The sequence below is a fragment of the Allobosea sp. P4_E12 genome (assembly GCF_056401655.1).
Window position 1 is genome coordinate 1 of record NZ_JBFUIY010000033.1, and the last position, 25,954, is coordinate 25,954.

General features: G+C 67.1%; 23 protein-coding genes. 11 read left to right on the top strand and 12 right to left on the bottom strand.

The window, feature by feature from the left end; translation table 11 throughout:
- The 4 genes from AC1DW9_RS29130 to AC1DW9_RS29145 form a co-directional block, all read left to right on the top strand.
- On the top strand, positions 1-235 hold a 235-nt coding region (locus AC1DW9_RS29130; RefSeq protein WP_476855252.1), incomplete at its 5' end, for a transposase domain-containing protein.
- 583 nt (positions 236-818) lie between these two features.
- A complete protein-coding gene (locus AC1DW9_RS29135) occupies positions 819-1,466 on the top strand; it encodes a lysozyme (protein WP_476776688.1) in 648 nt (215 codons plus the stop codon).
- A gap of 174 nt (positions 1,467-1,640) precedes the next feature.
- Positions 1,641-1,841 carry a hypothetical protein gene (locus AC1DW9_RS29140; RefSeq protein ID WP_476776689.1) on the top strand — a complete coding sequence of 67 codons (201 nt, stop codon included), beginning with the start codon at positions 1,641-1,643 and terminating at the stop codon, positions 1,839-1,841.
- Complete coding sequence (locus tag AC1DW9_RS29145) at positions 1,838-2,110, top strand: hypothetical protein (RefSeq protein ID WP_476776690.1); 273 nt, start codon at positions 1,838-1,840, stop codon at positions 2,108-2,110. Before AC1DW9_RS29140 ends, AC1DW9_RS29145 begins: the two co-directional genes overlap by 4 nt.
- A gap of 157 nt (positions 2,111-2,267) precedes the next feature.
- Here the strand turns inward: AC1DW9_RS29145 and AC1DW9_RS29150 are convergent, their stop codons facing one another.
- The 4 genes from AC1DW9_RS29150 to AC1DW9_RS29165 form a co-directional block, all read right to left on the bottom strand.
- Positions 2,268-3,068, bottom strand: coding sequence for a class I SAM-dependent methyltransferase (locus AC1DW9_RS29150; protein WP_476776691.1), 801 nt, complete (start codon positions 3,066-3,068; stop codon positions 2,268-2,270).
- 184 nt (positions 3,069-3,252) lie between these two features.
- Complete coding sequence (locus AC1DW9_RS29155) at positions 3,253-4,326, bottom strand: NAD(P)-dependent alcohol dehydrogenase (protein WP_476776692.1); 1,074 nt, start codon at positions 4,324-4,326, stop codon at positions 3,253-3,255.
- 105 nt (positions 4,327-4,431) lie between these two features.
- Entirely contained in the window at positions 4,432-6,876 is a 2,445-nt protein-coding gene (locus AC1DW9_RS29160; protein WP_476776693.1) for an autotransporter family protein, read from the bottom strand.
- Complete coding sequence (locus tag AC1DW9_RS29165; RefSeq protein ID WP_476776694.1) at positions 6,873-8,432, bottom strand: beta strand repeat-containing protein; 1,560 nt, start codon at positions 8,430-8,432, stop codon at positions 6,873-6,875. Before AC1DW9_RS29165 ends, AC1DW9_RS29160 begins: the two co-directional genes overlap by 4 nt.
- A 587-nt stretch (positions 8,433-9,019) precedes the next feature.
- Here AC1DW9_RS29165 and AC1DW9_RS29170 point away from each other — a divergent pair.
- The 6 genes from AC1DW9_RS29170 to AC1DW9_RS29195 all read left to right on the top strand — a co-directional run bounded on the left by AC1DW9_RS29170 (position 9,020) and on the right by AC1DW9_RS29195 (position 16,613).
- Positions 9,020-10,204, top strand: a complete 1,185-nt coding sequence (locus AC1DW9_RS29170; RefSeq protein ID WP_476776695.1) for a MalY/PatB family protein — start codon at positions 9,020-9,022, stop codon at positions 10,202-10,204.
- A 204-nt stretch (positions 10,205-10,408) separates the two neighbouring features.
- On the top strand, positions 10,409-10,801 hold the full coding sequence (locus AC1DW9_RS29175; RefSeq protein ID WP_476776696.1) for a hypothetical protein: 393 nt from the start codon (positions 10,409-10,411) through the stop codon (positions 10,799-10,801).
- Between the two features lie 609 nt (positions 10,802-11,410).
- Positions 11,411-14,209, top strand: coding sequence for a coiled-coil domain-containing protein (locus AC1DW9_RS29180; RefSeq protein ID WP_476776697.1), 2,799 nt, complete (start codon positions 11,411-11,413; stop codon positions 14,207-14,209).
- A gap of 64 nt (positions 14,210-14,273) precedes the next feature.
- Entirely contained in the window at positions 14,274-15,314 is a 1,041-nt protein-coding gene (locus tag AC1DW9_RS29185; RefSeq protein ID WP_476776698.1) for a TAXI family TRAP transporter solute-binding subunit, read from the top strand.
- The gene (locus AC1DW9_RS29190; RefSeq protein WP_476776699.1) at positions 15,311-15,952 is read left to right on the top strand and encodes a hypothetical protein; all 642 of its coding nucleotides are present in this window, start codon (positions 15,311-15,313) and stop codon (positions 15,950-15,952) included. The genes AC1DW9_RS29185 and AC1DW9_RS29190 overlap by 4 nt, the downstream gene beginning before the upstream one ends.
- 160 nt (positions 15,953-16,112) lie before the next feature.
- Positions 16,113-16,613 (top strand): DsrE family protein, encoded by a 501-nt coding sequence (locus AC1DW9_RS29195; RefSeq protein WP_476776700.1) that lies wholly within the window; start codon positions 16,113-16,115, stop codon positions 16,611-16,613.
- Between the two features lie 226 nt (positions 16,614-16,839).
- Here the strand turns inward: AC1DW9_RS29195 and AC1DW9_RS29200 are convergent, their stop codons facing one another.
- The 5 genes from AC1DW9_RS29200 to AC1DW9_RS29220 all read right to left on the bottom strand — a co-directional run bounded on the left by AC1DW9_RS29200 (position 16,840) and on the right by AC1DW9_RS29220 (position 21,206).
- A complete protein-coding gene (locus AC1DW9_RS29200) occupies positions 16,840-17,619 on the bottom strand; it encodes an anti-sigma factor family protein (protein ID WP_476776701.1) in 780 nt (259 codons plus the stop codon).
- On the bottom strand, positions 17,616-18,143 hold the full coding sequence (locus AC1DW9_RS29205; RefSeq protein WP_476776702.1) for an RNA polymerase sigma factor: 528 nt from the start codon (positions 18,141-18,143) through the stop codon (positions 17,616-17,618). The genes AC1DW9_RS29200 and AC1DW9_RS29205 overlap by 4 nt, the downstream gene beginning before the upstream one ends.
- A 118-nt stretch (positions 18,144-18,261) precedes the next feature.
- The gene (locus tag AC1DW9_RS29210; RefSeq protein ID WP_476855253.1) at positions 18,262-19,722 is read right to left on the bottom strand and encodes a YncE family protein; all 1,461 of its coding nucleotides are present in this window, start codon (positions 19,720-19,722) and stop codon (positions 18,262-18,264) included.
- Positions 19,723-19,728: 6 nt separating this feature from the next.
- Positions 19,729-20,235 (bottom strand): DUF305 domain-containing protein, encoded by a 507-nt coding sequence (locus tag AC1DW9_RS29215; RefSeq protein WP_476776704.1) that lies wholly within the window; start codon positions 20,233-20,235, stop codon positions 19,729-19,731.
- 230 nt (positions 20,236-20,465) lie between these two features.
- The gene (locus AC1DW9_RS29220) at positions 20,466-21,206 is read right to left on the bottom strand and encodes a class I SAM-dependent methyltransferase (protein ID WP_476776705.1); all 741 of its coding nucleotides are present in this window, start codon (positions 21,204-21,206) and stop codon (positions 20,466-20,468) included.
- A gap of 481 nt (positions 21,207-21,687) precedes the next feature.
- Between AC1DW9_RS29220 and AC1DW9_RS29225 the strand changes: the two genes are divergently transcribed.
- The gene (locus AC1DW9_RS29225; RefSeq protein WP_476776706.1) at positions 21,688-22,680 is read left to right on the top strand and encodes an Ldh family oxidoreductase; all 993 of its coding nucleotides are present in this window, start codon (positions 21,688-21,690) and stop codon (positions 22,678-22,680) included.
- Here the strand turns inward: AC1DW9_RS29225 and AC1DW9_RS29230 are convergent.
- The 3 genes from AC1DW9_RS29230 to AC1DW9_RS29240 are packed head-to-tail and all read right to left on the bottom strand — an operon-like array spanning position 22,670 to position 25,950.
- Positions 22,670-24,223, bottom strand: coding sequence for a DHA2 family efflux MFS transporter permease subunit (locus tag AC1DW9_RS29230; protein ID WP_476776707.1), 1,554 nt, complete (start codon positions 24,221-24,223; stop codon positions 22,670-22,672). The genes AC1DW9_RS29225 and AC1DW9_RS29230 overlap by 11 nt on opposite strands.
- Positions 24,216-25,466, bottom strand: a complete 1,251-nt coding sequence (locus tag AC1DW9_RS29235; RefSeq protein ID WP_476776708.1) for an HlyD family secretion protein — start codon at positions 25,464-25,466, stop codon at positions 24,216-24,218. Before AC1DW9_RS29235 ends, AC1DW9_RS29230 begins: the two co-directional genes overlap by 8 nt.
- Positions 25,459-25,950 (bottom strand): MarR family winged helix-turn-helix transcriptional regulator, encoded by a 492-nt coding sequence (locus tag AC1DW9_RS29240; protein WP_476776709.1) that lies wholly within the window; start codon positions 25,948-25,950, stop codon positions 25,459-25,461. Before AC1DW9_RS29240 ends, AC1DW9_RS29235 begins: the two co-directional genes overlap by 8 nt.
- Positions 25,951-25,954 lie beyond the last annotated feature (4 nt).

A 25,954-nucleotide genomic window follows, 5' to 3' on the forward strand; every position in this document is an offset into this window, starting at 1 on the left:
AATCCGGCCGATCGCGCTCAATCGCAAGAATGCGCTCTTTGCCGGCTCCGACGGCGGCGGCGAGCACTGGGCCGTCATCGCCTCGCTCGTGGAGACCTGCAAGCTCAACGCCGTCGACCCGCAAGCCTATCTCGGCGACGTCATCGCCCGCATCGTCGCCGGCCATCCGCAAAGCCAGATCGACGGCTTGCTGCCCTGGGCCTACGCACCCCAGCCGCTCAAGGCCGTGGCCTGAAAACAGCGGTTACGCTCGTCGCGTCAAGCGCAGGGCCTTGGTGCTGTCAAACGCCAGCCGGTTCGTCACTGGCTAGGCGAGATCATCTTGCGCTGGGGGGCTCATTGCCACGGCAGCCGTCTAACGTAGCACGCGGAATAGGTTAGAGCCTGCCCGGCGGGGCAAGGGTCATCGGGGCGAACGTTGTATCCCTTGGATGCCATGCACGACCGGACGAACAGGTAACCGGCGTCAACTCTGAGATCGGTCGCTCAAAGGTCGGCTTGAACGACGATAACCAATCCGTCCGGCAGCGTTCAAACTGACGATCCATCGGCGGGAAATTGGCAACGGCGTACAGGACGACAGCGACGAGTAGCAGGAGAGATACGGATCATGCGTCAATCCTGCCGCAGGGCAGGGCGCAAGTCCACGAGGTCGGTCGTATCACCAAGGCGTTCACGGCCCCGGCATCCTGATGCACTCGCCTAAAGTTCTGAAAATATTGAGCAATAACCTCCTTTAGAGCACCCAAACACCCAAACGATTCACCCCCCAGGGTCGCCCTTGCCGGCGGCCCTTTTCTTTTGCCTGGAGCACAGACATGACGCGTCGCATCAGCGATGAAGGCCTGGCGCTGGTCAAGCGCTGGGAAGGATGCCGGCTGACCGCCTATCGGGACATCGCCGGCGTCCTGACGATCGGCTACGGCTCGACGGGGGCCCATGTCCGGCCGGGCCTGAAGATCACGCAGCGGGAAGCGGAACAGCTTCTGATCAAGGATCTCGCCCGGTTCGAGCGCGCGGTCGCGAGCCTGGTCAAGGTGCCGCTGAATGAGGGGCAGTTCGCGGCGCTCGTCTCCTTTGCCTTCAATGTCGGCGAGGGGGCGCTCGCCCGCTCGACGCTGCTGAAGGCGCTGAATGGCGGCCAAGTCGCGGCCGTGCCCGGCGAGCTGATGAAATGGGTCCATGCCGGCGGGCGAAGGCTGGACGGCCTGGTCAACCGCCGCTCGGCCGAGGCCGGCCTCTGGGCGCGCGGCTCGCATGTCGCCAGCAATACGGTTGCGGCGCGCCCCGCAAAACCCCCGGTCGTGACTGTAGACAATGCCATCAAGGTCGCGACGCCGCTCTCGGGCCTGCTCCAGTCCTTCACCAGCGGGCCGGCGCAGCTCGTGCTGGCGCTCGCCTTCGTGTGTGGCGGCGCCTTCCTGCTCTGGCGCTGGCATCGCGCACAGCAGGAGGCGGCGGCGTGAGCGCGCTTTCCGCCCTCTGGAGCCGCTTTGCCGGGGCCATCGCCGCGCTTGGCGCAGCACTCGCAATCCTGATCGTAGCCTACGCGAAGGGCCGGCGCGAGGGGAAAGCAACCCTTCAGGCCGAGCAGGAGCGCGCTCGCCGAAAGGCCATTACAGACAAAGGGAAGCGTGACGATGAGATCGACAGTCTTGGCCCTGCTGCTCTCGAGCAGCGCCTTCATCGCTGGCTGCGCCGGGATGGAAGGTGATTTCTGCGACACCGCGCGCCCGTTCCGGCCCTCGGCCCAGGCCGCGGCGGCGATGAGCGATCGCGAGAAGGCGGATGTCGTGAAGCATAACGAGCATGGCGAAAGGCAATGCGGATGGACGCCGTGAAACAGCGTCTCGATCTCGGCCTCGGCAACATCCTCTCGATCGGGATGACAATCGTCTCGCTCGTGGCGGTGATCGTGACCGTCAGCCTGTCCTATGGCCAGTTGCGCGCCAAGGACGATGTCCACGACATGCGGATCGCCATCGTCGAGGCCCAGCTCGCCAAGCGCGAAAATGCGGAGCAGGCGGCGAACAACCGCCTCTCGACCATCGAGGGCGATATCCGCGTGATCCGCCAGATCCTCGAAGGCGTGCGCCCGCCGCCGCGATAGGCGCAACAGCCATCAGCCCCATTCATTTCGCCCGCCGGTCCCGTCATGGGGCCGGCGGGCGCATTTTTTGCGTTTGGCTCTGTGAATCCTGCCCTTGCCGGCGGCGCCGGCAAGGGCAGGGGGCGAAGCAGACTACGCTCCCCCGAGAGAGGCTCGCCTATCCCTGCGCCTTCCGGGCGAGGAACAGCCCGATCTGCTTCTCGGCTTCGAGCACGCCGTTCCCCCGCGCGAAGGTGGCCTCGATCGCGTCGCGAAACCGGCCGAGCTCGGCCTCTGTCGCCCTGTCTCCCGGCGGATAGGAGGTCAGCGCCAAAAAGACGTCCTCCGGATCGGTGATCTGCAGCCGCGCCGGCTGCCGGGCAAAGCTCACCTCGCCGAAGCGCGCCCGCAGCAATTTTTCGGCGGTCTCAAAGCCGAAACTTGCCCCGGACGGATCGACCGGGTCGCTGCCGAACACCGTGGTGAGTTCGTAGAGCGCGCGCAGATTGCCGATATCGTTGGTCGTGACCGCGAGACAGCCGCCGGGCTTCAGGACGCGCGCCATCTCGGCGATGGCCGCGGCGGGATCGGGCAGATGGTAGAGCATATGCATGGCGATGACGGCATCGAACACGTTGTCCGCGAAGGGAAGCGCTGTGGCGTCGGCCGCTTCTCCGCGGACCGATCCGAGCGACAGGGCCTGGCAGCGCCCGACCGCCTCTTGGACCATGCCGGGCGACAGATCGGCGAGCGTCAGGTTGATCGGCTGCGGCAGCTCGTCGACTGCCCCGGCCCAGAACCAGCCCGGGCCGCAGCCGATATCGAGGACATGGTCGCCGGGACGCAGCGGCAATTGCCCGGCCACCCATGGAAACCAGCCCGCCTCGGAGATGCTGTACTGGCTGTGCAGCCGGGCTCGCGCCGCAAGCTTGCGGTTATCGCGGTATTGCTCGGCATTGTCGGTGATGATCGCTGTCATGCGGCGTTCCCGCTCCCTCGCGTGATCTGCGTATCCGGCGCGAGCATAGGCAGCGCCGGCAACGGCCGCTACAGGGCGAAGCCCGCCGGTTTCGTGCGGAGGAGGAGGATTGGATCGGCCTCCCGCCACGCAAGCGCCGCTCGGAACACTCCCTGGACCTGCGGCAAGGCCCGGGCGCCGGCGCTCAGGGCGTGATCGCCACCTTCAGGACGCCGTCGCGCTGGTGGCCGAAGAGCTCGTAGGCGGCTTCGATCTCGTCGAGCGTGAAGCGATGGGTCACAAGGGGCTTGAGATCGACACGGCCCGAGGCGACGATGCTCATCAGGCGGCGCATCCGCTCCTTGCCGCCCGGGCAGAGCGTCGAGACGATGCTGAGATCGCCGAGGCCAGCCGCGAAGGCGTCGAGCGGGATGGCGAGATCGCGGGAATAGACGCCGAGGCTCGACAGCGTCCCGCCCGGTCGCAGGACGCGCATCGCGGCCTCGAAGGTCTGCTGCGTGCCGAGCGCCTCGATCGCGACGTCGACGCCACGCCCGTCCGTCAGTGTCATGATCTGCTCGGCCGGGTCGCCAGCCTTGAAGTCGACCACGTGATCGGCGCCGAGCTCACGCGCGACCGCGATGCGGGCCGCAACCGTGTCGACGCCGATGATCGTGCTCGCGCCCATCAGCCTGGCGCCGGCGACAGCGCAGAGGCCGATCGGGCCGAGCGCGAAGACGGCCACGGTATCGCCGATCCTGACGCCGCCGCGCTCCGCCCCCGAGAAACCCGTCGACATGATGTCGGGGCACATCAGGACCTGCTCGTCGGTCAATTCGTCGGGGACAGGCGCCAGATTGGCGATGGCGTCCCTGACGAGCACGTATTCCGCCTGACAGCCATCGATGGAGTTGCCGAATTTCCAGCCGCCCGCGGCCTTGAAGCCGTGGCGCGTTCCCGGCCCGTCCTGCGAGCCGCAACCGCAGAGGCATGCGTAGCTGTGCCCACTCGGGGTGATGGCGCCGGCGATCACGCGCTGCCCCTCGGAATAGCCCTCGACGCCGGATCCGAGCTTCTCGATGACGCCGACCGGTTCATGACCGACGATCAGGCCCTTCTCGACCGGATACTCGCCCTTCAGGATATGGATATCGGTGCCGCAGATGGTCGTGGTCGTGATCCTGACGAGCGCGTCTGTCGGCCCCACATCGGGAATCGTTTTGTCCTCGAGGACGATCCGGTTCTTCTCCACGAACACTGCAGCCTTCATCTTGGCCATGGCTCGGCTCCTTCCATATTCCGCAGGACAGAGGGTCAGAGGTCGGATCGGCGACGATGCTCGTTCGGCCCTCGGCCGTTCCGGCCAATGCCCCGGAGATAACCTTTACCAGCTCACTTTGATCCCGAGCCGGCCGTCATAGGCGTGGGAGCGCCCGTCGAAACCGATCGAGTAGCCGGCGGTGGCGTAGAGCGCGGTGTTGCGGGTGAGCTGCGCATCGATGCCGGCCTTCAGCTCGGCCCAGGCGCCGCCGAGATCGGAGCGGAAGGGAACGAAGCCGGTCGCCGAGGAGAACGAGGTCTGGGGATTGCCCAGGAACTCGTTCCACAGGCTGGCCTTGAGCCAGGCCGTCAGCAAGCGCGGCCTCGCGCCGGGTGTGGCCTCCTCGAGCGTCCAGCTTTTGGCGAGGCGCGCGCCGATGCGCCCGGCCAGCGACTCCGCATCGGAGAAGCGCACCAGCGCCGCGGTGTCCAAAGCCGAGCCGCCTGCCACCGTCTGGTAGACGATCTGCGCCTGCGGTTCGAGGATGAAGCCGTTGCCGAGCTGGAGGGGATAGCCGCCCTCGAGCGAGGCGGCGAAGCCGAACGTGTCGCGGTTGAGCACGAAGCCGCGCTTGGAATCGGCCTTGGCATCATACCAGGTGCCCTGGAGGACGCCGTCGAGATACCAGCCCGGGGGCCCGAAATGCGTCCAGTAGGCGCCGAGCGAATAGGCGTCGCTGCTATTGGTCCCGGCCTTGATGCCGTTGAAATGCGTGACGTCGCCTTCGATCCGGCCGATCGCGCCATAGATGCCGGCATGGTCTCTGCTGCCGTCGGCATTGAACCCGCGATAAAGGTCGAGCCCGGCCTGGAAGGCGTAGAGGTCGTAATCGTAATTCGGGCCGTTGCGAAAGATGCCCCAGGGGACGCCATCCTGATTGCCGTGCTGGCCGATGATCCTGGCCCAGCCTGAAGAGGCATAGGAGCGGCCGGGCGCGGTGGCGATCGCCGGCAACTGCACCACGGTCGTGCAGCGAAAATTCTTCTCGGGGTTCTTGCACCAGATCGTGCGCTCCTCGGTCACTGCAGGCGCCTCCAGCGGGCGCAATTCGCCGACACGCTCATGCAGGCTGTCGATCAGGGTGCGGCCATAGATCAGCTGCATCGCGGGCAGGGCCGCATAGAGCGAGGTCTCCTGCCGGAAATTCGGCACGGGGTCCTCCGGTCCCGGGTTGATACGCGAGCGCAGGTACCAGTTGTCGGGGCCCGAGGCATCGACGCTGCTGCGGAAGAGCAGGTATTCATAGGGGCCGGCGACGACGGGCCGCCCCAGCGTGAAGGCGCCAGTCGCGGTCGTGCCGCCATTGATCGCGTCGACGACCAGGATGCCGTTGCTGCGCGTCAGGTCGCCGGCGCCGGTCGTATTGGCGATCAGCAGCGGCGAGGAGCCCGTGGCGCGGCCGCCATCGATGATCAGGCGGTCGGAGGGGGCGCTGTCATTGCCGAGGAAGGTGTTCAGGCCAAGCTGGCCGCCTTCGCCGAGATAGTTCACCACCGTCAGCGTCTTGTAGCTCGCAAGCAGGGTCGGGTCGCCGCCGGGCGGGGTGTACTGGATCAGGCTCGGGTCATTGACGAGATTGGTCAGGTTCGAATTGCCGGTCATGATCCAGGTGCTGTCGACCAGGGTCACGTTCGAGACGCTGCCGGGCGCGGTGAAGGCCGAGCCGGTGACGGTCGAGCGCGTCACCGTGACGTTGGCGAGGCCCGGCACCACCGGGAGCGCGGTCGGCGGCGGCAACCCGGGCAGGGCGCCGGGAAGCGGCAGGTCGGGATCAGGATCCGGCAGGTCGGGAACGCCGCCGAGCGGAGGGAGCTGGGTCAGCGGCGGGAACGCGAGGCTGCTGCCGACGCGCAGCCACTCGCCGCTGCCACCCGCGGTCGAGCCGGTCAGGCTGACATTGCCGTTGCCGGCAACACCGATCGTCGGGCCGCTGACATTCGTCAGCGCGCTGTCGGTGAACTGCGCGTTCGAGACGGCTCCGGGCGCACCGATGACGAAGAGCGCCGCCGATTGCGCGCCCGTCGCCGTCACACTCGCCTGGTTGCCGATGATCAGGCCGCCGGCTTCTGCGACGGAGCCATGCGCGGTCGCGCCCGTCGCCAGCACCGAGGTCTGGTTCATCGTCACCGAGGTCGGATTGTCGCGCGAGAGCGCGCCATGCGAGCCTTCGCCGACCGTGAGCACGGTCGTGCGGTTGGCGATCACCGCCGCTTCGCCGCGCCCGATGATCGGCCGCGTGCCGTAATCGCCGAGCACGGCGCGCAGGCCAACCGCGTTGTTGCCTCTGGTGGTGATCGCCGCATCGTTCACGGTGGCGGTTGCCTTCGGCGCGGAGATATCGTTGCGCGACTGCGCGGTGACGCCATGGGCCAGGTTGCCGGAGGTCTCCAGGACAAGGTTGCTTGCGGTCAGGTTTGCGACGAATTCCGCCCCGGTCTGCTCGGTGACCGAGAACAGGCCGATGCCGCTGACGCCGCTGGTCGTAATCCGGTTGTTGGAGATCGTCACGGTGCCGCCGTCATCGGCGACGACGCCCAGGCAATGAAGCCCGATGTCGTCACGCTGGTCCCGGTCGCGGTCAGCACGCCGCCCGGGTTGCGTCCGACAAGGCCATGCGGGCGCGCGCCTGCCCTGACCTCGCCGCCGGTCGTCTCGACGCTGCCGCCATTCAGGGTGATCGAGCCGTTGAGATCGGCGATCACACCCATGGCATTGTCGTTGCCCGAGGTCCGGACGGCGACATTGGTTGCCGTCACCGTGCCGCCCCCGGCCGCCGTGATGCCGGGGCTGTCGCGTCCGTTCGTCGAGGAGGAGCCGCCGGTCATGGTCGCGGTCGCGCCATTGATCACCCGCAGCCCGTAGCTGATCACGGCGGCGCCGCCCGTGCCCTGGATCTGCGTGTTGGTCAGCGTGATGGCAGAGCCGGCATCCTGGACCAGCACGGCGTTCGGGCCGGCGGAACTCAGCGAACTGTTGCTGAAACTGCCGGTGCCGCCGGTGAAGAGGAAAATCGCGTTGGCGCGGGTTCCTGCCGCCGTGACGGTCGTGCCGGAGACGGTGGCCTGCGATCCCGCGCCCTCGACCGAGATGCCGGTGCCGCGCTGGCCTGTCGTGATGATCGTGCTGTTCACCACCTGGGCCGAGCCTCCGGAGAGTACGCGTATGGCTGACGCGGGATCAGTGTCTGCGCTGGAGGTGCCGCTCGTGGTGAGCGTGCTGCCGGCGAGCGAAATCGAGCCGCCGATCTCGGCCCGGGCGGCGCTCGCAAATGCGCCGGTCGTGGACAGCGTAATACCGGTCCCGATGATCGTGCTCCCCGCGCCGGTGGAGAGCAGGGCATGACTGCCGATGTTTCCGGCAACGATCTGAGCGCCGCTGGTGGTGACCTGGGTCGTGTCGGCCAGGACTATCGTGCCGCCGCCTTGCGCGAGCACGCCGAACGAGCCCCGGGAGGCCGTGCTGACGGTGCCGCCAACGAGGTCGATCCGGCTGCCGGTGCCTGTGGCAACCACCGCGTGGTTGGAACTGCCGTTGCCTCCGCCAAGCGTTGCAACATTGGCGGCGAGCGCAAAGACAGTTCCGCCGCCGCTGGCAAGGATCGCGAGATTGTCGGTGACCGCGACCGCCCCGGTGCCGAGCGTTATGTTCGCGCCGTTCGCAGAGATATGGCTTCCCGCGCCGGATGAGACGAGCCCGCGCTGGCCGGTGGCGGCCTGTACGGTCGCCAGGGTGCTGCCATCGAAGTTGATCACGCCGCCATCGACGGCTTCGGCGCCGATATAGTTTCTCGGGGCCGCACCCGGTCCGAGATTGATCGTCACGCTGTTTGCACTGATCTGCCCACCGGGATTTGTCGCCCGCAGTCCTGGCGTCGCGGCCGAAATCACCGTGATCGTCGAGCCCAATGGCACGACACAACTCGTGCCGTTCACCGCGACCGGCCCAGGCGGGCAGGCTTGTGCCTGGGCCGCGCCAGCCCCGAGCAAGGGCAGCCCGCAGCTACCGAGGAGCAGGCGCGCGCCCCAGGGCCAGGATTGGGAAAGCCTCGCTTTGCGTGCCGCCATCGCCCCCTCCCGTCACCGCGGCCGTTCGACGGCCGCCTCATGGCGCCCGGTTTCGGGCGCGGCAGGACTCAGATCAGTGGTCGAATCGGTTCGGGCCTGGAGAAGGCCGTGAAGGCCCGCAGCCATGCCGCAATGCGTCCCGAGACGCGGTATCAAAAGGAAAAGATGCTGCCGCCTCGCGGCAGGAGGCCATCGCAGTCGTCGTCGCCATCCACACCCTCCGCCAGGGACCGTGAATACAGACGTCAGGCGCTGCTTGGCGCCACCGCGTCATATTTCGCCCGCTTCGATGTTCCTGTCGAGGTTCTGTGGCTAAGTTTCTGAATTCGATGACGATCGTGTCTAAAAAATTACAAGCAAAGCGCTCAGAATTTACCCGATGACTTCACGCAAATCTGCCGATACTGGCTGAAGCGCTCCACGTCCAAGATGTCGAAGCCGGGCCGCTTCCGGGATCTTTGCCGCAGCACGTACGCGCGCCGCGCTGGCATGGATTGCGTGTGTTCTGCTGGCGCGCGAGCCTCCGACGCGGCATTGCTTCTCCCCAAGACGGCCTCTCCGAAACGGCCCTTCACCTGAGGACCCTGATGACCATCGCTCAGACATTCGACCAGTGGATCGACCGCCGCGGCACGCATTGCGCGAAATGGGACACGATGGAGACCCATTACGGGGTTTCGCCCTCCGGTGGGCTGGCCATGTGGGTGGCCGACATGGATTTCCGGCCGCCGGCCTGCGTGCAAGCTGCGGTCGAGGCCATGGCGGCGCACGGCATCTACGGCTATTTCGGCGATGAGCGGGCGAGCAACGACGCCATCCGCTGGTGGATGAAGGCGCGCCATGGCTGGGAAGTCGATGAGAAGGCGATCTTCACCACGCATGGGCTGGTGAACGGCACGGCGCTCTGCGTCGATGCCTATGCCAAGCCGGGCGAGGGCGTCATCGTGATGACCCCGGTCTACCACGCCTTCGCCCGCATCATTAAGGCGGCGGGGCGGCAGGTCGTCGAATGCAAGCTCGTGAACGAGGGCGGTCGCTACCTCCTCGATATCGCCGGCTGGGATGCGCAGATGACCGGCAACGAGCGCATGCTGCTGCTCTGCTCGCCGCATAATCCCGGCGGGCGGGTCTGGACCCGCGACGAGCTGCGCGAGATCGCACAGTTCTGCGTGCGTCACGACCTGATCCTGGTCTCTGACGAGATCCACCATGATCTCGTCATGCCCGGCCACAAGCACATCGCGATGCCCGTGGCGGCGCCCGCGATCATCGACCGCCTGGTGATGATGACCGCGACGACCAAGACCTTCAACATCGCCGGCTGCCATTCCGGCAATGTCATCATCCCCGATGAGGCGCTGCGGGCTCCGTTCCGGGCGCGGATGAACGCGCTCGGCATCTCGCCGAACTCGTTTGGCATGGCGATGGCGACCGCCGCCTACAGCCCCGAGGGCGCGGCCTGGGTCGACGAGCTCGTCGCCTATCTCGACGGCAATCGCCGGCTCTTCGACGAGGGCATCGACAGCATTCCCGGCCTGCGCTCAATGCCGCTGGAGGCGACCTATCTCGCCTGGGTCGATTTCTCCGGCACCGGCATGGAGTCGACGGAGTTCATCGCAAGGGTCGAGAAACAGGCGAAGATCGCAGCCAGCCATGGCGCGACCTTCGGCTCCGGCGGCGACAATTTCCTGCGCTTCAACCTGGCGACGCAGCGCGCCAATGTCGCCGAGGCCGTCTCGCGCCTGAAGGATGCCTTCGCCGACATGCAGTAGGAGCGGCCTTCCACCGCCTCCCGATGAATGACGTCGCGATGTCCCGGCCGGTCATCGCGGCGCAGCCGCGCTGGTCGTCCTGCGGGCCGGGGCGGTGGGGTTGCGCCAGTCGCGCTTTGAAAGCCGCAACGTCCGGTCCATGGTCCGCCTCGCGTTGGGGAACGTCCGGGCGCGCATTCCCATTCCGGGGCGGAGGAATAATCGATGAAGCAATGTTCTTTGGCGGGGCTGGTGGTGTCCATCGGCCTGGCGCTGGCCGGGTGCCAGTCGACCACTGACGCCGTTCAGAACAAGGAAGACATGCTGTCGGCGGCGGGCTTCGTTCCCCAGCCCGCCAATACGCCGGAACGCCTGGCGACCTTGCGCAAGTTCCCGCCCAACAAGTTCGTCCAGCAGGTCAAGAACAACCAGATGGTCTATGTCTATGCCGACCCGATCGTCTGCCAATGCGTCTATTTCGGCGACCAGACGGCCTATGCCCAGTTCCGGCAGATGGTGTTCGCCAAGAAGCTGGCCGACGAACGCCAGATGACGGCGGCGATGGCGCAGGATGCCTTCGATTTCGGGCCCTGGGGCGGCCCGAGCTTCATGTTCTGAGCCAAGCATCGGCCCGAAAACTGGATTGCGGTTTTCGGGCCAAGCCGATGCAAACACAGATGCTTAGCTCATCGGCCCGAAAACTGGATTGCGGTTTTCGGGCAAGCCGATGCAAACACAGATGCTTAGCTCATCGTCCCGAAAACTGGATTACGGTTTTCGGGACGGTCCGATGAGCTGAGGGCGAGGGCGCCGATCTCCGTGCCACCCAGTCGCTGACCGAAATCGTGGCGCGGGCTCGCCCCGCGCTGCAATCAGGCACTGCTGCCCCTGCGGGAAAGGGCAGGCTCCGGGATGCTGGCCCCTCCGTCCGATCCCGCCCCGCGGCCCGCGCCATGGCTGGGACGTGCTGCAGCGTCCGCTCCGGCGGGGGCGCATCGCGACGGCCGCGCTCGGTTATGCGGCCCTGATGATGCGCAAGCGCGGAAGAGTTTTTTACGCGCAATACGTGCGGATACTGTCGGATTTCCCCCAGTGCCGGGACGTTGTGGCCTAGCTCCACAATAATGTGTAACCTTTGCGCAACCTGCCGGGGTGGATTGGCGTTCCCTTGCAGGTGAAGTGGAGACGTAATGGTCCGCTAAGACCGCCTGAACAGGCGTCTATTAAATGCGCAACGAGATCGAAACCGCACCGAAGGACGGGACATTCGTCATCCTCGAGGATGATTCGAGTGGCATCTATGACGTTGCTCACTGGAAGGCGGCGACAGGCCAGTGGATCGGCAAGAACGATGAGCCGATCACGATCACGCCGACGCATTGGCACCCATTGGCTCATGACAATTACTTCCTTCTCGAGGGCGAAGGACCGGATGATCGCGCCACGGAGCGCCGCTCGAGGCGACGCCTCTATCTGCCGATCGCCGCCGCCGCGCTCGTCGCTGCGGCGCTGCTGTTTTTCTATTGGATCGGCGGCCTGGTTCAGCGCGACGATGGCGGCAAGGCCGGGCCGCAGGTCGCGATGCGCGCCCCGTCGCCGGACCGGAACGCGAAGAGCCCGCCTCCAGCGCCGCGAACGGGCGAATCCAGCCGGGCCAACGCGCCGGCGGACATCCGGCAGCTGACCACGGCGCCGGCGCCCGATGCGCAGAAATCCCCGAATTCCCGGCCGCCCGAAACCCGGGCGGAAGATCCGGTCGAGGCCGGGCGCACCCTCGAACAGCTGGACGTGCTGCAATTGCGGGCGCAGGCCGCGAAATCCGCGGAAGCGCTCCGACGGGAGCGCGAACAGGCTGCAAATCTGACGCAACAGGTCGCTGCTGCGCGGCAGGAGCTCACTGACAGCACTGCGCAATATCGCCAGGCCCTCGAAGGCGAACGGGCCCGCAGCGCCGCACTGGCTGGCGAACTGGCGAAGGCGCAGCGCGACGCCGGGATGCAGGCCGAGCACATGCGCAAGGCCGGCGAAGACGCCGCGCAACTGAAGCAGGAGGAGGTCGCAAGGGCCGCGGCCTCGCTTGGACAGGAGCGCGAGCAGGCGACTGCGCTGGCGCGCGAGGTTGCCGCAGCGCGGGAGGCACTGAGCGCGGACACCGAGCAGCAGCGCCAGGCGCTCGAGGCGGAACATGCCCGCAGCCGCGCCTTGGCCGACGAGCTGGCGTCGGCGCAGCGCGATCTGGAGATGCAGGCGGCACAACTGCGCAAGGCGGGCGAAGAGGACGAGCAGCTGAAGCTGGAGCGCGAACGGGCGGCCGCGCTCGCAGGTGAGGTTGCCTCGGTGCGGCAGGAGTTCGCTGCCGGCACGGCGCAGCAGCGCCAGGCGCTCGACGAGGAGCGCGCCCGCAGCGCGGCGCTCGCGGGCGAATTGGCGAAGGCGCAGCGCGAGAGGCAGCTGCAGATCGCAGAGCTGAGCAAGGCGAGCGACGAGGCGGCGAGGCTCAGGCAGGCAGAGGTCGCCGGGACCGCAGACGCCGCCAAGGCTGCGGACGCGTTGAAGCAGGAGCGTGAGCAGGCCGCCGCTCTCGTACAGCAGGTGGCGGCGGCGCGGCAGGAGCTTTCTGCCGGCACGGCGCAGCAGCGCCAGGCGCTCGACGAGGAACGCGCCCGCAGCGCCGCGCTCGCCGGCGCTCTGGCGAAGGCGCAGCGCGAAATCGAAACGCAGGCGGCGCAGCTGAGCAAGGCGAATGCGGATGCCGCAGGGCTCAGGCAGGCACAGTCCGAAACCAATGCGGATGCGCAGGGGCAGGAGCGCGGGCAGGCGGCGGCCCTTGCCGCCGAGGTTTCAGCCACGCGCGAGGCGCTGGCGACGGGCACGGCGCAGCAGCGCCAGGCGCTCGAGGAGGAGCGCTCCCGCAGCGCGGCACTCGCCGGCGAACTGGCGAAGGCGCAACGCGAAGCCGGATTGCAGCTGGCGGAACTGCGCAAGGCGAACGAGGAGGCCGCAGGGCTCAGGCAGGCGGAGGCCGCCAGGACGGCAGACGCCTCCAAGACTGCGGACGCGCTGAGGCAGGAGCACGAAAGGGCGGCAGCGCTCGCGCTTCAGGTCACGGCGGCGCGCGAGACATTGGCCGCGAGCACGGCGCAGCAGCGTCAGGCGCTCAACGATGAGCGCGCCCATAGCGTTGCGCTCGCCGCCGAGCTGGCGAAGGTGCAGCGTGAAGCGGGGACGCAAGCTGCAGCGTTGCGCAAGGCCGGCGAGGATACGACGCAGCTGAAGCAGGGGGAACTGGCGAAGACCGCAGACGCGCTCAGGCAGGAGCAGGAGAAAGCCGCCGGGCTGGCGCGGGAGATTGCAGCAGCGCGCGAGGCCCAGGCCACGAGCGCGGCGCAACAGCGCCAGGGGCTCGAGGAGGAGCGCGCCCGCGGCGCCGCACTCGCGGACGAATTGGCGAAGGCGCGGCGCGACGCCGGGGTGCAGGTCTCGGACCTGCGCAAGGCGGGCGAGGAGGCGGGAAAGCTCAGGCAGGCGGCGGAGAGCACCGCGGCGGAACTGCGCCAGGCTCTGCAGGACGAGCGCGGCAGGGCGGCTGCGCTGGCGCGGGAACTCGAGGCGGCGCGGCGCACGGCGGTGGCGCGCGCCACGCCCGAGCCTGCGCCGGCCAACCAGGCCTCCAGCCAGGCCGCGAACCAGATCACCAGGCCGGCCGCGTTGGCCGAGCCCGTTGCACCGCCAGCGCCGCCGCCGGTCGCCAGCGAGGCAGAGGCGACGCGGCTGATTGCGCGCGCCAGCGTCCTGATCGGGCAGGGCGATATCGCCTCGGCGCGGATCGTGCTCGAGCGCGCCGCGGAAACCGGCAGCGCCCGGGCGTTCTTCATGCTCGCGGAAACCTATGACCCCGCCATCCTCTCGACCTGGCGGACCTATGGCACACGGGGCGAGGCGGCGAGGGCGCGCGAGCTTTATGCGAAGGCGCAGGCCGGCGGCATCCCGGAGGCGAAGGAGCGCTTGAACGGCTTGCGTCAGTAAAACGCTCGGGCGGGGGCGGAGACGGCCGAATGGCCGAATGGGGATGCCAAAGGGGAGTTCGGGAATGACGCTGTTTCCAGGACGATGCCTGTGCCTGCTCGCCGCCTTGACCCTGTTTGTCCCGGCGCTCCCGCCAGGCGATCTGCAGGCGCAGACGACACGGCTGGAGGCCGTGCGCGGGGCTGCGCCGCGGCGCGCGCCGACCTTTGAGGCGGAAAAGGAGCGGATGAATGCCTGGACCGTCGGTCTCGCCGGCGGCCTGATCGAGGGGGCGCCGCTGCGCTTCGCGGCCGAGATGGCGCGCGTCGTCGATGACGGGCCGAACCTGCATGTTTTGCCGATCGTGACCAGGGGGCCCACCGAGAACCTGAATTCGCTGCTCTATCTGCGCGGGATCGACACCGCGATCATCAATTCCGACGCGCTGGACGAATACAGGAACCAGATGCCGCAGATCCGGCGGCAGATCACCTATGTGCTCAATCTCTTCCCCTCGGAGCTGCACATCTTTGTCCGGCCGGAGATCCAGAGCCTGCAGGACCTCGCCGGCAAGAAGGTGAATTTCAACACGCTGGGCACGGCTGCCGCCTATTCCGGCCCGCTGATCTTCAGCCGCCTCGGCATCAACGCCGAGAAGACCTTCATCCCCCACCCGATCGCGCTGGAGCAGATGCGCAAGGGCGAGATGGCGGCGGTCGTCTTCATCACCTCCAAGCCGGTCGATGCCTTCGTGCGCGGCCGTTTCGAGCCGGGATTCAAGTTCCTCCCCGTTCCCTATGACAGCAAGTTCGAGGATTATTATCTGCCGGCCGTGCTGGAGGCGGGCGAATATCCCGGGCTGATCAAGGCCGGCGAGCGCGTCCCGACCATCTCGGTGCCGACTGCGCTCGTCGCCTTCAACTGGCAGCCCCAGACCAACCGCTATCAGCGCGTCGCCCGTTTCGTCGACACGCTGTTCAACCGGATCGACCAGCTCCAGGCGCCGGGCTTCGACCCCAAATGGAAGTCGATCAACCTGGCCGCGACCGTGCCCGGGCTCGAGCGGTTCTCGGCGGCGCAGCAATGGCTCGATCGTCAGGCGCGCGCCCCGCGGGCGCTGCAATGAAGGCCTTCGCGCTCTCCGTCGCCTTCGCCGCCGCAAGCGGGATCGCGCTCGCGCAAGGCGCACCCAATGCGGCGCCCGACCCGATGGCGCATCTGCGAGCCTGCTCCCAGATGGCGCAGGCCGAGCGGCTGAAATGCCTGGACACGCTCTCGCAACGCCTGGAGCCAGCGGCGCCTCAGGCGCGCGGGGGCGAGAACTGGATCATCAGTGAAACCACCTCGCCGGTGAATTATAGCCCGCTAGTCACCGCCACAGCCCCGGCCCGGGCCGGTTCCGACGGCGCGCTGAGCCAGCTCGCCATCCATTGCCGTGGCGGCCGCACCGAACTCGTCGTCACAGGCCCCGCGCTCGCCAAGGGCGGCACGGACTACACCATCTCCTACCGCGTCAACGACGGCCAGTCGGTGCAAGCGGCGGCCGCGCAGCCCTCGTTCGGCACCGGCGTCGCCTTCAAGGGCGATGTCGCGCAGCTCCTGCTGGCGCTGCCGGACGAGGGCGACCTCGCCATTCGTCTCGCTCCGCGTGTCGGCGCTGCCCATGACGGCGCCTTTGCGCTCAGCGGGCTGAAGCGGGTGAGGGAGAAGGTCGCCTCAGCCTGCAACTGGCCGGGCGCCATCGCCAGGCCGCGGAACCCGTAGTCTTCGCCAAGCCTTCTTGCTCAGGCCTTCTTGCCCAAGCTCCTTGCCCAAGCTCCTTGCCCAAGTCGTCCGCGACCAACGTCCGCGCTCAAGTCGTCCTCGTCCGAGCCGTCGCCCAAGCCATTGCCCACGTCGTCGCAAACCACGGGAGATGAAGACCATGACTGGATATGCCAAGGCCATGAGGGTCTCGCTGGCCGGCCTCGCAGCGTTGCTGATCGTCCTGCCGCCGGCACTGGCGCAGCCGAAGAAGCAGGTGACGGCGCAGACCGCAAAACCCGCGGCGGAAAAGAAGCCGCACCAGCTCATCCTGCAGGTCAACACCAACGAGCCGGCGACGATGAATCTCGCGCTCAACAACGCGACGAACGTGGCGCAATACTACAAGGACCTCGGCGAGAAGGTGGAGATCGAGATCGTCACCTTCGGTCCCGGCCTGCACATGCTGCGTGAGGATACCTCGCCGGTGAAGGCACGGATCAAGGCGATCACGGCGAGCACGCCGTCGATCTCATTCAAGGCCTGCGGCAACACCCAGGAGAACATGAGCAAGACGGAGAACAAGGAGATCGGCCTGATCCCCGAGGCGACGCTGGTCAAATCCGGCGTCGTGCGCGTCATGGAACTGCAGGAGAAGGGCTGGACCTATGTCAGGCCGTAGCGAATGCGATGAAGGCTGCCGTCGTCCTGGCCGCCAGATCATCGGACCGGACGTCGTATCCGGCCCGATGACCTGACCTCTTGTGCTTGCATCGGCTCTGCCCCGAAAATCGCAATCCACTTTTCGGGCCGATGCTTTGGTCCGGGAGCCGGGGGCCACCATCGAACCGCGGGAGGCCAGGGGAGACGTGAGGTTTGATTGGAGCTTTCCCTGGATTGCGTGACAATCAGGCATTGTCGCGGATCTGTCGGCGCGCGGCATCGGCGAGCGGGTGCAGCGCCTCTGCCGGCCTGGCTCCGACGAGGCTGTAGCCGAGCCCATTGTCGGACCAGCTGAAGCCGCTCACGCCATCCACCGTGTGGCGAGCCATGGCGGCATTCGCGTCGACCGTCATCGGTCGCGCGAGCATCACGAGGCGGCTGCCCTTGTCGTCGTCGTACATGAACAGGGCTGCCGGGCCATGCGCGGTCGCCACGATCCGCCCGCCCATGAAGCGAAAATCCGAACCTGAAAGATCGGGCACGGTGATCGGCCGGCCGAGCCGCTGCGAGACCCAGTCAACGAGCTGCGCGCGATCATCCGCCCGAATCTCGACCGGGCGAACCCGGTCCGGCGCATAGACGGCGTAGCTTGCGACGGCTTCGTGGGCGAGCGCCGCCACACCTTCGAGCGGGGACTGCGAGAGGCCGCGCAGCGCCCACCCGCCGGCGCCGCCGAGGATGACGAGCGCAATGGCCGCTGCTGCCGAAGCCCATCTCGGAAGCCGCGCCGGCCGCCGCCACGTCTCGACCAGACGAGCGAGATCAAGCTCCGGCGGCAGCGGTTCTTCGGCGACCGGGGCCAGCGCAGCGCGCAACATGTCGCGCTGTTCGCACATCCCCGCGACGCGTTTCGCCACATCGGGGTGCGCTGCGAGATAGGCGACGATCTCCGCCTGACGCCGGGCATCGAGCGTCTCGTCGATGAAGCCGTTCAGGTCGTCTTCGGTGATGGGCCGGTGGCTCATTTCACGCTCCGCAGATACGGGCGGCCTGACTGCGGCGCCGCCTCGTCGGACATCATCTTCAGGAGCCTTTCGCGCGCACGCGACAGGCGTGACATCACGGTGCCGACCGGAATGTCGAGCACCTTGGCCGTCTCGCCATAGGAGAGCTCCTCCACCGTGACCAGCAGCAGCACCGTCCGCTGCTCGTCCGGCAATTGCGCCAGCTTCGCCAACAGCTCGCGGTAGCGCAGGCCGTCCTCCTGTCGTGCGGACACCGCAAGCCCGCTTGCGTCCGCCTCGTCGAGCCCGATATGGCGCGGCCGGGTTGCCGAGCGCTGCAGCCGGGTCATCGCCAGATTGTGCAGGATGGCGAAGATCCAGGTACGAGGGTCGCCATCGGCGCGGCGCTGGTGCCAGCGGCCGATGGCTCGCTCGAGGCAGTCCTGAACCAGATCGTCAGCTGCCGCGCGATCGCGCAGCAGCCCGCGCGCATACCGTCGCAGGGCCGGTACCAGCGGCTCGATCAGGCGAACCATATCCTCCATCACGGACTCCCGGGAGCGACTGGCCGCTCGGCCCAGAGTAAGGCGCCGCCGTTTCCGTCGGCGGCGCCATGGTCCGGGCTCGGCGCTTGGGCTCAGGACTTGGACTCAGGACTTGGGCTCAGYGGGCCTGGACCTGGACGACGGCGCCGGGCTGGGTCGCGGTGCCCTCGGCGATCACAAGATAGCGCCGCTCGCTGCTCGCGTCGCTCTGCACGATCTGCCGGATCGGTCCGCTCGCATTGACGATGGCCGAACCGGCCGGGTTCGTCATGAAGGCAGACAGCGGCTGCAGCGGCCCGCGCCCATCGGGGCTCTGGGCGAAAGCGAGTAGATAGGGCTTGCGCGGCTCCAGGCCGGTGACCGAGGCCTGGAGGATCTGGATCAGGCCCTGGTCGAACAGCGTGACGCTGGTCGGGGCCTGACGCACCGCACCGCCGGGCTTGGACGGGGCGAGCGCAAGCTGTGCCGTCTGCCCGGCGAGGCCGAGCGGCTGCAGGCCTGCGGAGCCGTCGCCCTCCGGTACGGCATTGGGCACATAATTCACCGCCTGCGGCGCCTGCCCGATCGGGATCGAGGCGATGACCGTGTTGGTGAGCGTGTCGATGGCGGCGAGCGCGTCGGCATTCTCAAGCCCGACATAGAGGCGCGTGCCGTCTCCCGACGGCCAGATTCCGTGCGGCAGCTTGCCGACCGGTATGGTCGCGACCTGCTCGAACGTGTCGGTGCGGTAGACCTTGACCTCGTTCAGGCCGCCGATGGTGACATAGGCGAAGGTGCCGTTGGCATTACGCGCGAAATTGACGTGGTTGGTGATCGGCCCGGTATCGAGCGTCTTGATCAGATCGAAGGGCGGCAAGGCGTTGAAGACCTGCGTCTTGCCGATATCCTTCAGGGTGAACCAGACCTGCTGCCCGTCGGGCGTTGCGGCGATGTTCGGGCAGAAGGGACTATCCTGCTTCACGCGTCCGACGATCTGGTGGTCGGCGACGGTGACGACCACTGTCTCGGGATTGAAGGACGAGCAGATGTAGCCGTATTTGCCGTCCGGCGAGAAGATCTGCATGCCCGGTGCGGCAGGAACCTTGATCCGCGCCTTCTCCTCGAAGCTCGCGCCGTCGAGCACCGCGACATAATCCTCGCCGCGTACCGTGACCCAGACCTCCTTGCCGTCCGGGGTGAAGAAGGCCTCGTGCGGCGAACGCCCGACATAGGTTGTGTGCTTCACCATGTTGGTTGCGGTGTCGATGAAGGTGACCGAGTTCGAGCCGATCGAGACGACGGCGATCGTCTTGCGGTCGGGCGAAAAGCCCATGCCGTGGACCAGAACCTGCCCCTTGTAGAGCGGGCTGAAATTGCCCGGCTGCGGATCGCCGAGCCGGATCACCCCGACGAGCCTGTTGGAGGCCGGATCGGTGACCGAGACCGTGTTGGAGAATTGCTCGGCCGCATAGACCCGGTCGCGGCTGCTCAGGGGGATGTCCGGCGCTGCGGCCGGAGCCGGCGCCTGTCCCGCCATGGCCGGGAGCGTGCACGCGAGCATGGTGCTGGCCATGAGGCCGGCGAAAAGACTGCGCGTCATGATGGTTTACTCCTGCTTCATCTGCATGGCGGGGGCCGCCCCGTGCGCCGTCGCCGACGGGCCGTGCGCATGGGCCGCGCGTTCCGCGGGGTTCGTCGGAACCTGCGTCGGGGCGGCGGTCGAGGGTGGCAGCGGCTGGCCGAGCGCCAGGCGCATTGCGGCGATTTCCTGCTGCTGGGTGACGATGATCTCCTGCGCCAGGCGCCGGATCTGCTCATTCCTGCCGTAGCGTAGCACGGCGAGCGCCATGTCGATCGCCCCCTGATGATGCGGGACCATCATCGCGACGAAATCGGCATCGACATCGCCTGTCGGCCTCACCTCCATCTCCGCCATCATCTTGTCCATGGCCGCGGCGTTCTCGGCGAGGAAGGGGGCCTCCTGGGGATAGGCGGCGGCCGCGCCGGGATGGCCGTGACTCTGGTCGTGCGCGCGCACAGTCGGTGGCGCAGCGAGGCTGAGTGCCGCCGCGACGGCGCAGGCCGCCAACCGCGGAAAGGCGTGGTGCTGCATGGTCCTGCTCCTCTGAAGAAAACCGATCCTTCAGAGGTGGACTCAGGCGAGGCGCGATTATTCCCGACCGCTGGAAAATTTCTTTGCCGCAACCCGGAAGCGGGCCGAGCCTGCCCTTGGGGGCATGCCCAGGCTCCCGCCCGGAATTCCCTCTCGCGGCACCCGGCCAAACCCGTCCGCAACGGACTGCCCCCATTGCGGACGTGGTTTTGGCGAACGGCCGCGGCCGATCAGTCGGTCGCTGATCGCTCTGCCGAGATCAGCAGCATCATCGGCCGCTCGCATTCCTCTGCCAGGCCCGGGTTCTCGCTGATCTGATCGGCTGTGGGAGCAAATTCCTCGACCTGGCGGATCGAAAATCCCGTTGCGATCAATGTGTTGAGGGTCGTGGCTAACATCCGGTGATATTTGAGCACGCCGTCGGTGAACCAGTTGGTCCGGCGCTCGCCTTCGATCGCATAGCGGTTCACCGGCCAGGTCTTGCGGCCGTCCTCGTCGGTCCACCAGCGCGGATGCGTCGCTGCCATGTAGATCGGGTGTTCGATCGTGAACACGAACTGCGAGCCTGGCGCAAGCGAGCGATGCACCATGCTCAGCAGGCGCCCGAAATCCGCGATATAGTGGAAGGTGAGCGCGCTGAAGGCGAAGTCGAACGCAGCCGGGGGCAGGTCCAGCAACTCGAGATCGGCGATTGCGTACGCGACGCCCGCGTCGGAGGTATCCGCGATCGCCCGCGCGATCATTTTCTCCGAGACGTCCAGTCCGACCACGGACCCGGCCCCGTGCTCGCGCGCCCAACGGGAAAACCAGCCGAAGCCGCAGCCGAGATCGAGGACGCGCTTGCCCGTCAGGCCGGGCAACATGGCGCGGATCGCGGGCCATTCCGGCGCTCCGGCCAGACCATGAACCTGCCGGGGCAACTGGCTGTAGCCGGCGAAGAATTTTGGATCGTCATAGATGTTCTGTGCCAACTCATTCACTCCATCCCAAGGCATCGGCCCGAATAGTGGATTGCGGTTTTCGGGGCAAAGCCGATGCGATCACAGAAGCTTGGATCATCGATGGGAATGCGATGATCCAAGCCGATGGGACGAGGCACAGGCGTGAGAAAGGCCCCGTCCGTTTCCGGCGAGGCTGCAGGGGCGCGATACGCGTGTGTTAACGCGGCGATCGGCTGTCCCGCATCCCGCCTGTTGGGATGCCGGCAGCACGGGCAACGATATGCGTATCCGTCTCGACCATGCCGGATTTATCGGGAACGGCACGATTCCTGTCAACGTCGCAGCGCGTTTCAAGGGATGTCCGAAAACCGGGTGCGTCATGCGGCGCATTTTGCGGCAGCCATTTCAGTCCGCAGATCGTCCGCTCCAGTCGTTGACGTAACGCAAGGCTGGATTTAACCCCGCTCTTCCCCGGTATGGGGCCACAGCTTTTGCGGGGGCGGGGGCAGCGATGCGAATGACGATAGACGGCGCGCACGAGATGGCGCGTCACGCCGTGCTGGCCGCTGGAGGCAGCGATGCTGTCGCAGCAGCGCTCGCGGATGCGACGATCGCTGCGGAAGTGTCGGGTCGTCCCTCTGTCGGGTTCGCGCATCTCCTGGACTATCTCGATAGCCTCGCGGCCGGGCGGATCGCGGGCTCCGTCACCCCGGAGGTCAGCTTTCCGACCCCGGCCTCGATCCGGATCGAGGCCGGGGGAGGCATCGCCCAGCTCGGTTTCGATCTCGCCTTTGCTGAATTGCAGGCGCGCGCCGGGCTCTACGGCCTCGCGCTGCTGATCCAGGCGAACAGCTACACGGTCGGCGAACTCGGCTACTACACCCGCCGTCTCGCCGAAGCAGGATTGATCGGGCTTGCCCTTGCCAATGGGCCGGCGCTGGTGGCGGCGGGCAAGAGCCAGGAGGCGGTCTACGGCACCAACCCGCTCTCCTTCGCCGCTCCTGTCGCGGGCGGCGAGCCTTTGGTCATCGACCAGGCCACGAGCGCGACGGCCTTCGTCAATATCAGGCAGTCCGCCGAGACCGGCGAGGCGATACCGCCGGGCTGGGCCGTGGATGCGAGCGGCCAGCCCACCACCGATCCGCGCGCGGCGCTCACCGGAGCGCTCCTCGCTTTTGGGGGCGAACGCGGCGCCAATATCGCGCTGATCGTGGAAACCCTGGCGGCCGGCGTGACCGGCGCGAACTGGTCGCTCGATGCGCCGTCCTTCGCTGGCGGCAGCCGGTCGCCCGGCGTCGGGCTCCTGGTCGTCGCGCTGAAGCCGGAGCTCTTTGCTCCGGATTTTTCAGCCCGGCTGGCTGCGCATCTCGCGCGCCTGGTGGGCAAGGGCGTCCATATTCCCGGACAAAGGCCGGCTCGCCAGGAGATCGAGCTGCCCGACGCGCTGGTCGCGGCGATCGCGCGATACTCCCTCGGGCGGGGCCAGCGGCGCGCTACTCCATGACCATCGGATGGTCATCCGACGGCGCCTTCTTCTGCTTCGAGGTGACCAGCAGGGCGAGGAACGGCATGGCCGCGAGGCACAGGATCATCAGCAGCTTGAAATCGTCGATATAGGCGATGATCATCGCCTGCCGGGTGATGACCTCGTCGAGCGCGGCACGCCCGGCCAGCGTCAGCGGATCCCAGGCCTCCTTGATCGCCGGCATCTCGAAGATGCGGTTGAAGGGCGTGACGTAAGTCGCGATCTCGGCGTGGTTCACCTGGACGTTGCGGGTGAGCAGATAGCTGACGATCGAGATCCCGACGCTGGAGCCGATATTGCGCGACAGGTTGTAAAGGCCGGTGGCGTCGCCGCGATCCTGCGGCTGCAGCGTGGAGAAGGTCACGGTGGTCAGCGGCACGAAGAGCAGGCCCAGGCCCGCACCCTGGATGAAGCCGGTGACGATGATCGTCTGCTGCGAGACGTCCGGGGTCCAGCCGGCCATGTCGTACATCGCCCAGGCGCTGACGGCCAGGCCGGCGCCGAGCAGGATGCGGATGTCGACCTTGCCGATCAGCCGTCCGACCAGGAACATGCAGAGCATCGTGCCCATGCCGCGCGGGCCCATGACGATGCCGGCGGTGACGACGGGATAGCCCATCAGCGTCTGCAAATAGGGCGTCATCAACGCCAGAGAGGCGAGATAGGTGATGCCGACGATGAAGATGAAGATCATGCCGACGCTGAAGTTGCGGTCGAGGAACAGGCGCGGCTTGATGAAGGAGTTCTCTGCCGTGAGGGTGTGGACCACGAGGATGTAGATCGCCGCGACGCAGACTGTCGCCTCGACGATGATCTCGAGCGACGAGAACCAGTCGAGCTGGGCGCCGCGGTCGAGGAAGAGCTGGAGCGAGGCGATGGCGAGGCTGAGCGCGCCGAAGCCGATCCAGTCGAGCCTGGCCAAGACGTTCGATTTCGTCTCGGTGACGAAGATCCCGACGCCCGCCAGGGCCAATGCGCCGAGCGGCAGGTTGATATAGAAGACCCAGCGCCAGGAGATGTTCTCGGTCAGCCAGCCGCCGATGACGGGGCCGAGCACCGGGCCGACCATGACCGAGACGCCGAACAGCGCCATCGCCGAGCCGCGCTCCTCCGGCGTGTAGATGTCGAGCAGGATGCTCTGGGACACCGGTACCAGCGCCGCGCCGAAGAAGCCTTGGAGCAGGCGGAAGCCGACGATCTGAGTCAGCGACTGCGCGGCGCCGCACAGCATCGAGGCGACGACGAAGCCGATGATCGCGACCGAGAGCACGCGCTTCCTGCCGAAGCGGGCGGCAAGGAAACCCGATGGCGGCGTCATGATCGCGGCCGCGACGATATAGGAGGTCAGGACCCAGTTGATCTGATCGGCGCTGGCCGAGACGCTGCCCTGGATATAGGGCAGCGCGACATTCGCGATCGTCGTGTCGAGAGCCTGCATGATCACGGCGAGGATCACGCAGACGGTGATGGCGCCGCGATTGGCGACCACGGGGGTCGCCGCCGTGGCGACACCATCAGCCATTGTGAGTCTCGGTCTTGCCGAAGAGGTCCGAGACGAAGCTGGGCAGGCCGCGGGCGCGGCCGGTATCGACATCGAGCACGACGCTCATGCCAGCCCGCAACAGCGGCTTGCCGGCGGGCGTGTCGATTTTGACGCGCATGGCGATGCGCTGGACGACCTTGACCCAGTTGCCGCTGGTGTTCTGGGCCGGCAGCAGCGAAAAGCTTGCGGCCGAGGCCGGGCTGATGCTGTCGACCGTGCCGGTCCATTCGGCGCCGGGATAGGTGTCGACATAGACCCGCGCCTTCTGTCCCGGGCGGACCCAGGTCAACTCGGTCTCCTTGGGGTTCGCCTGGATCCAGACACGGTCGGCCGAGACCAGGCTGAAGCCGACTGTCGCGTCGGCAAGGTACTGCCCCTTCTGCAGCGAGGGCACATTGGTGACGATGCCGTCCATCGGCGCCTTGACCACGGTGTGATCGAGCTGGCGGGCAGCCTCGGCCCGGGCTGCGACGCTGTCCTTGTAGCGAGGGTGGTCCTCGATCGGCGCATCGGGATTGCCGTTCAGGCTGGCGGCGATACCGATGAGCTGGCTCTGGAGTTGCGCGAGCTTCTGCACGGCGCCATCGAGATCGTGCTTGGCTGAATCATAGGTCACCTGCGAGGCGACCGCCTTGGTCGCGAGGTCCTGCTGCCGCTTGAAAGCGGTGGTGTAGTAATCGATATCGGTTCTGGCCTGGGCGATTTGGCTCTGCATCGCCTTGTAGTTCGCCTTCTGCGCTTCAAGATCGTTGCGGACCACCCCAATCTGCGCGTTCGCCCGGTCGAGGGCGAAGCGGAACTGCGCGTCGTCGAGCTTGAACAGAACGTCCCCGGCCTTGACCTGCTGGTTGTCGCGCACGTCGATTTCGCCAACGATGCCGGCGACGTCGGTCGAGATGCCGACGATGTCGGCTTGCACATAGGCGTTGTCGGTCGACATGACCTGCCCGCCGACGACATACCAGTAGCCGCCCGCGGCAAGCGCGACGGGCAGCAACGCGAACAGGATGGAGCGCTTCAGATTGCGCGGCTTGGCGGCGGGAGCGGAGCCGGCAGGGGCAATCGGAGCCTGCGCTGCGGTCTCGGGAGCCTTGGCGGCAGGTGCGGGCTGAGCCGAAGGCAGCCTCGGCTCGGGGCGGCGGATTTCGGTCACGTTGCTGGCCGCAGAAGGATCCGAGCCGTCGTTCCGGACGGGGTCGGGTTGTCTCGCTGTGTCATCCATCGGTCTTCGGTCCTACGGCTGGCGGCATCGCACAGGCCGCCGAGAGGTTCCCACGCATCGTCGTGAGCAGGGCGAGGAGCGCCTCGCGCTCGGCTTCGGAGATGTCGGCGAAGGCCTCGGCGCGGGTGATCTCGCCGAGCTCGCGCATGGTCGCGAGGGTCGGCCCGGCCTTTTCGGTGAGGGAGAGCCGCCAGACGCGCCGGTCCGTGGCGTCGTGCCGGCGTTCGATCAGTCCGCAGCTTTCGAGCTTGTCGAGGATGCGGCCGAGCGTGATCGGCTCGACCTCGAGCAACTCGGCAAGGCCGCCCTGCCGGATGCCTTCATTCTTGTCGAGATAGGCCAGCACCTGCCATTGCGACCGGGTCAGCTCCAACCCGAACCCGCGGGCATTCTGCTCGAAGCGCTTGCGCAGCAGTCGCGCGACATCGTGCAGGAGGAAACCGACAGTGCGCGAGGGCTGCTCTTTGGTCAGGGCTTTAGGCATGCTG

What these genes read in the sequence shown, in the direction of transcription:
- AC1DW9_RS29135 (WP_476776688.1), top strand. Translation starts at nt 819, where the DNA reads ATGACGCGTCGCATCAGCGATGAAGGCCTGGCGCTGGTCAAGCGCTGG.
- AC1DW9_RS29140 (WP_476776689.1), top strand. Translation starts at nt 1,641, where the DNA reads ATGAGATCGACAGTCTTGGCCCTGCTGCTCTCGAGCAGCGCCTTCATC.
- AC1DW9_RS29150 (WP_476776691.1), bottom strand. Translation starts at nt 3,068, where the DNA reads ATGACAGCGATCATCACCGACAATGCCGAGCAATACCGCGATAACCGC.
- AC1DW9_RS29155 (WP_476776692.1), bottom strand. Translation starts at nt 4,326, where the DNA reads ATGGCCAAGATGAAGGCTGCAGTGTTCGTGGAGAAGAACCGGATCGTC.
- AC1DW9_RS29165 (WP_476776694.1), bottom strand. Translation starts at nt 8,432, where the DNA reads ATGGCGGCACGCAAAGCGAGGCTTTCCCAATCCTGGCCCTGGGGCGCG.
- AC1DW9_RS29170 (WP_476776695.1), top strand. Translation starts at nt 9,020, where the DNA reads ATGACCATCGCTCAGACATTCGACCAGTGGATCGACCGCCGCGGCACG.
- AC1DW9_RS29175 (WP_476776696.1), top strand. Translation starts at nt 10,409, where the DNA reads ATGAAGCAATGTTCTTTGGCGGGGCTGGTGGTGTCCATCGGCCTGGCG.
- AC1DW9_RS29180 (WP_476776697.1), top strand. Translation starts at nt 11,411, where the DNA reads ATGCGCAACGAGATCGAAACCGCACCGAAGGACGGGACATTCGTCATC.
- AC1DW9_RS29185 (WP_476776698.1), top strand. Translation starts at nt 14,274, where the DNA reads ATGACGCTGTTTCCAGGACGATGCCTGTGCCTGCTCGCCGCCTTGACC.
- AC1DW9_RS29190 (WP_476776699.1), top strand. Translation starts at nt 15,311, where the DNA reads ATGAAGGCCTTCGCGCTCTCCGTCGCCTTCGCCGCCGCAAGCGGGATC.
- AC1DW9_RS29195 (WP_476776700.1), top strand. Translation starts at nt 16,113, where the DNA reads ATGACTGGATATGCCAAGGCCATGAGGGTCTCGCTGGCCGGCCTCGCA.
- AC1DW9_RS29200 (WP_476776701.1), bottom strand. Translation starts at nt 17,619, where the DNA reads ATGAGCCACCGGCCCATCACCGAAGACGACCTGAACGGCTTCATCGAC.
- AC1DW9_RS29205 (WP_476776702.1), bottom strand. Translation starts at nt 18,143, where the DNA reads ATGGAGGATATGGTTCGCCTGATCGAGCCGCTGGTACCGGCCCTGCGA.
- AC1DW9_RS29215 (WP_476776704.1), bottom strand. Translation starts at nt 20,235, where the DNA reads ATGCAGCACCACGCCTTTCCGCGGTTGGCGGCCTGCGCCGTCGCGGCG.
- AC1DW9_RS29225 (WP_476776706.1), top strand. Translation starts at nt 21,688, where the DNA reads ATGCGAATGACGATAGACGGCGCGCACGAGATGGCGCGTCACGCCGTG.
- AC1DW9_RS29230 (WP_476776707.1), bottom strand. Translation starts at nt 24,223, where the DNA reads ATGGCTGATGGTGTCGCCACGGCGGCGACCCCCGTGGTCGCCAATCGC.
- AC1DW9_RS29235 (WP_476776708.1), bottom strand. Translation starts at nt 25,466, where the DNA reads ATGGATGACACAGCGAGACAACCCGACCCCGTCCGGAACGACGGCTCG.
- AC1DW9_RS29240 (WP_476776709.1), bottom strand. Translation starts at nt 25,950, where the DNA reads ATGCCTAAAGCCCTGACCAAAGAGCAGCCCTCGCGCACTGTCGGTTTC.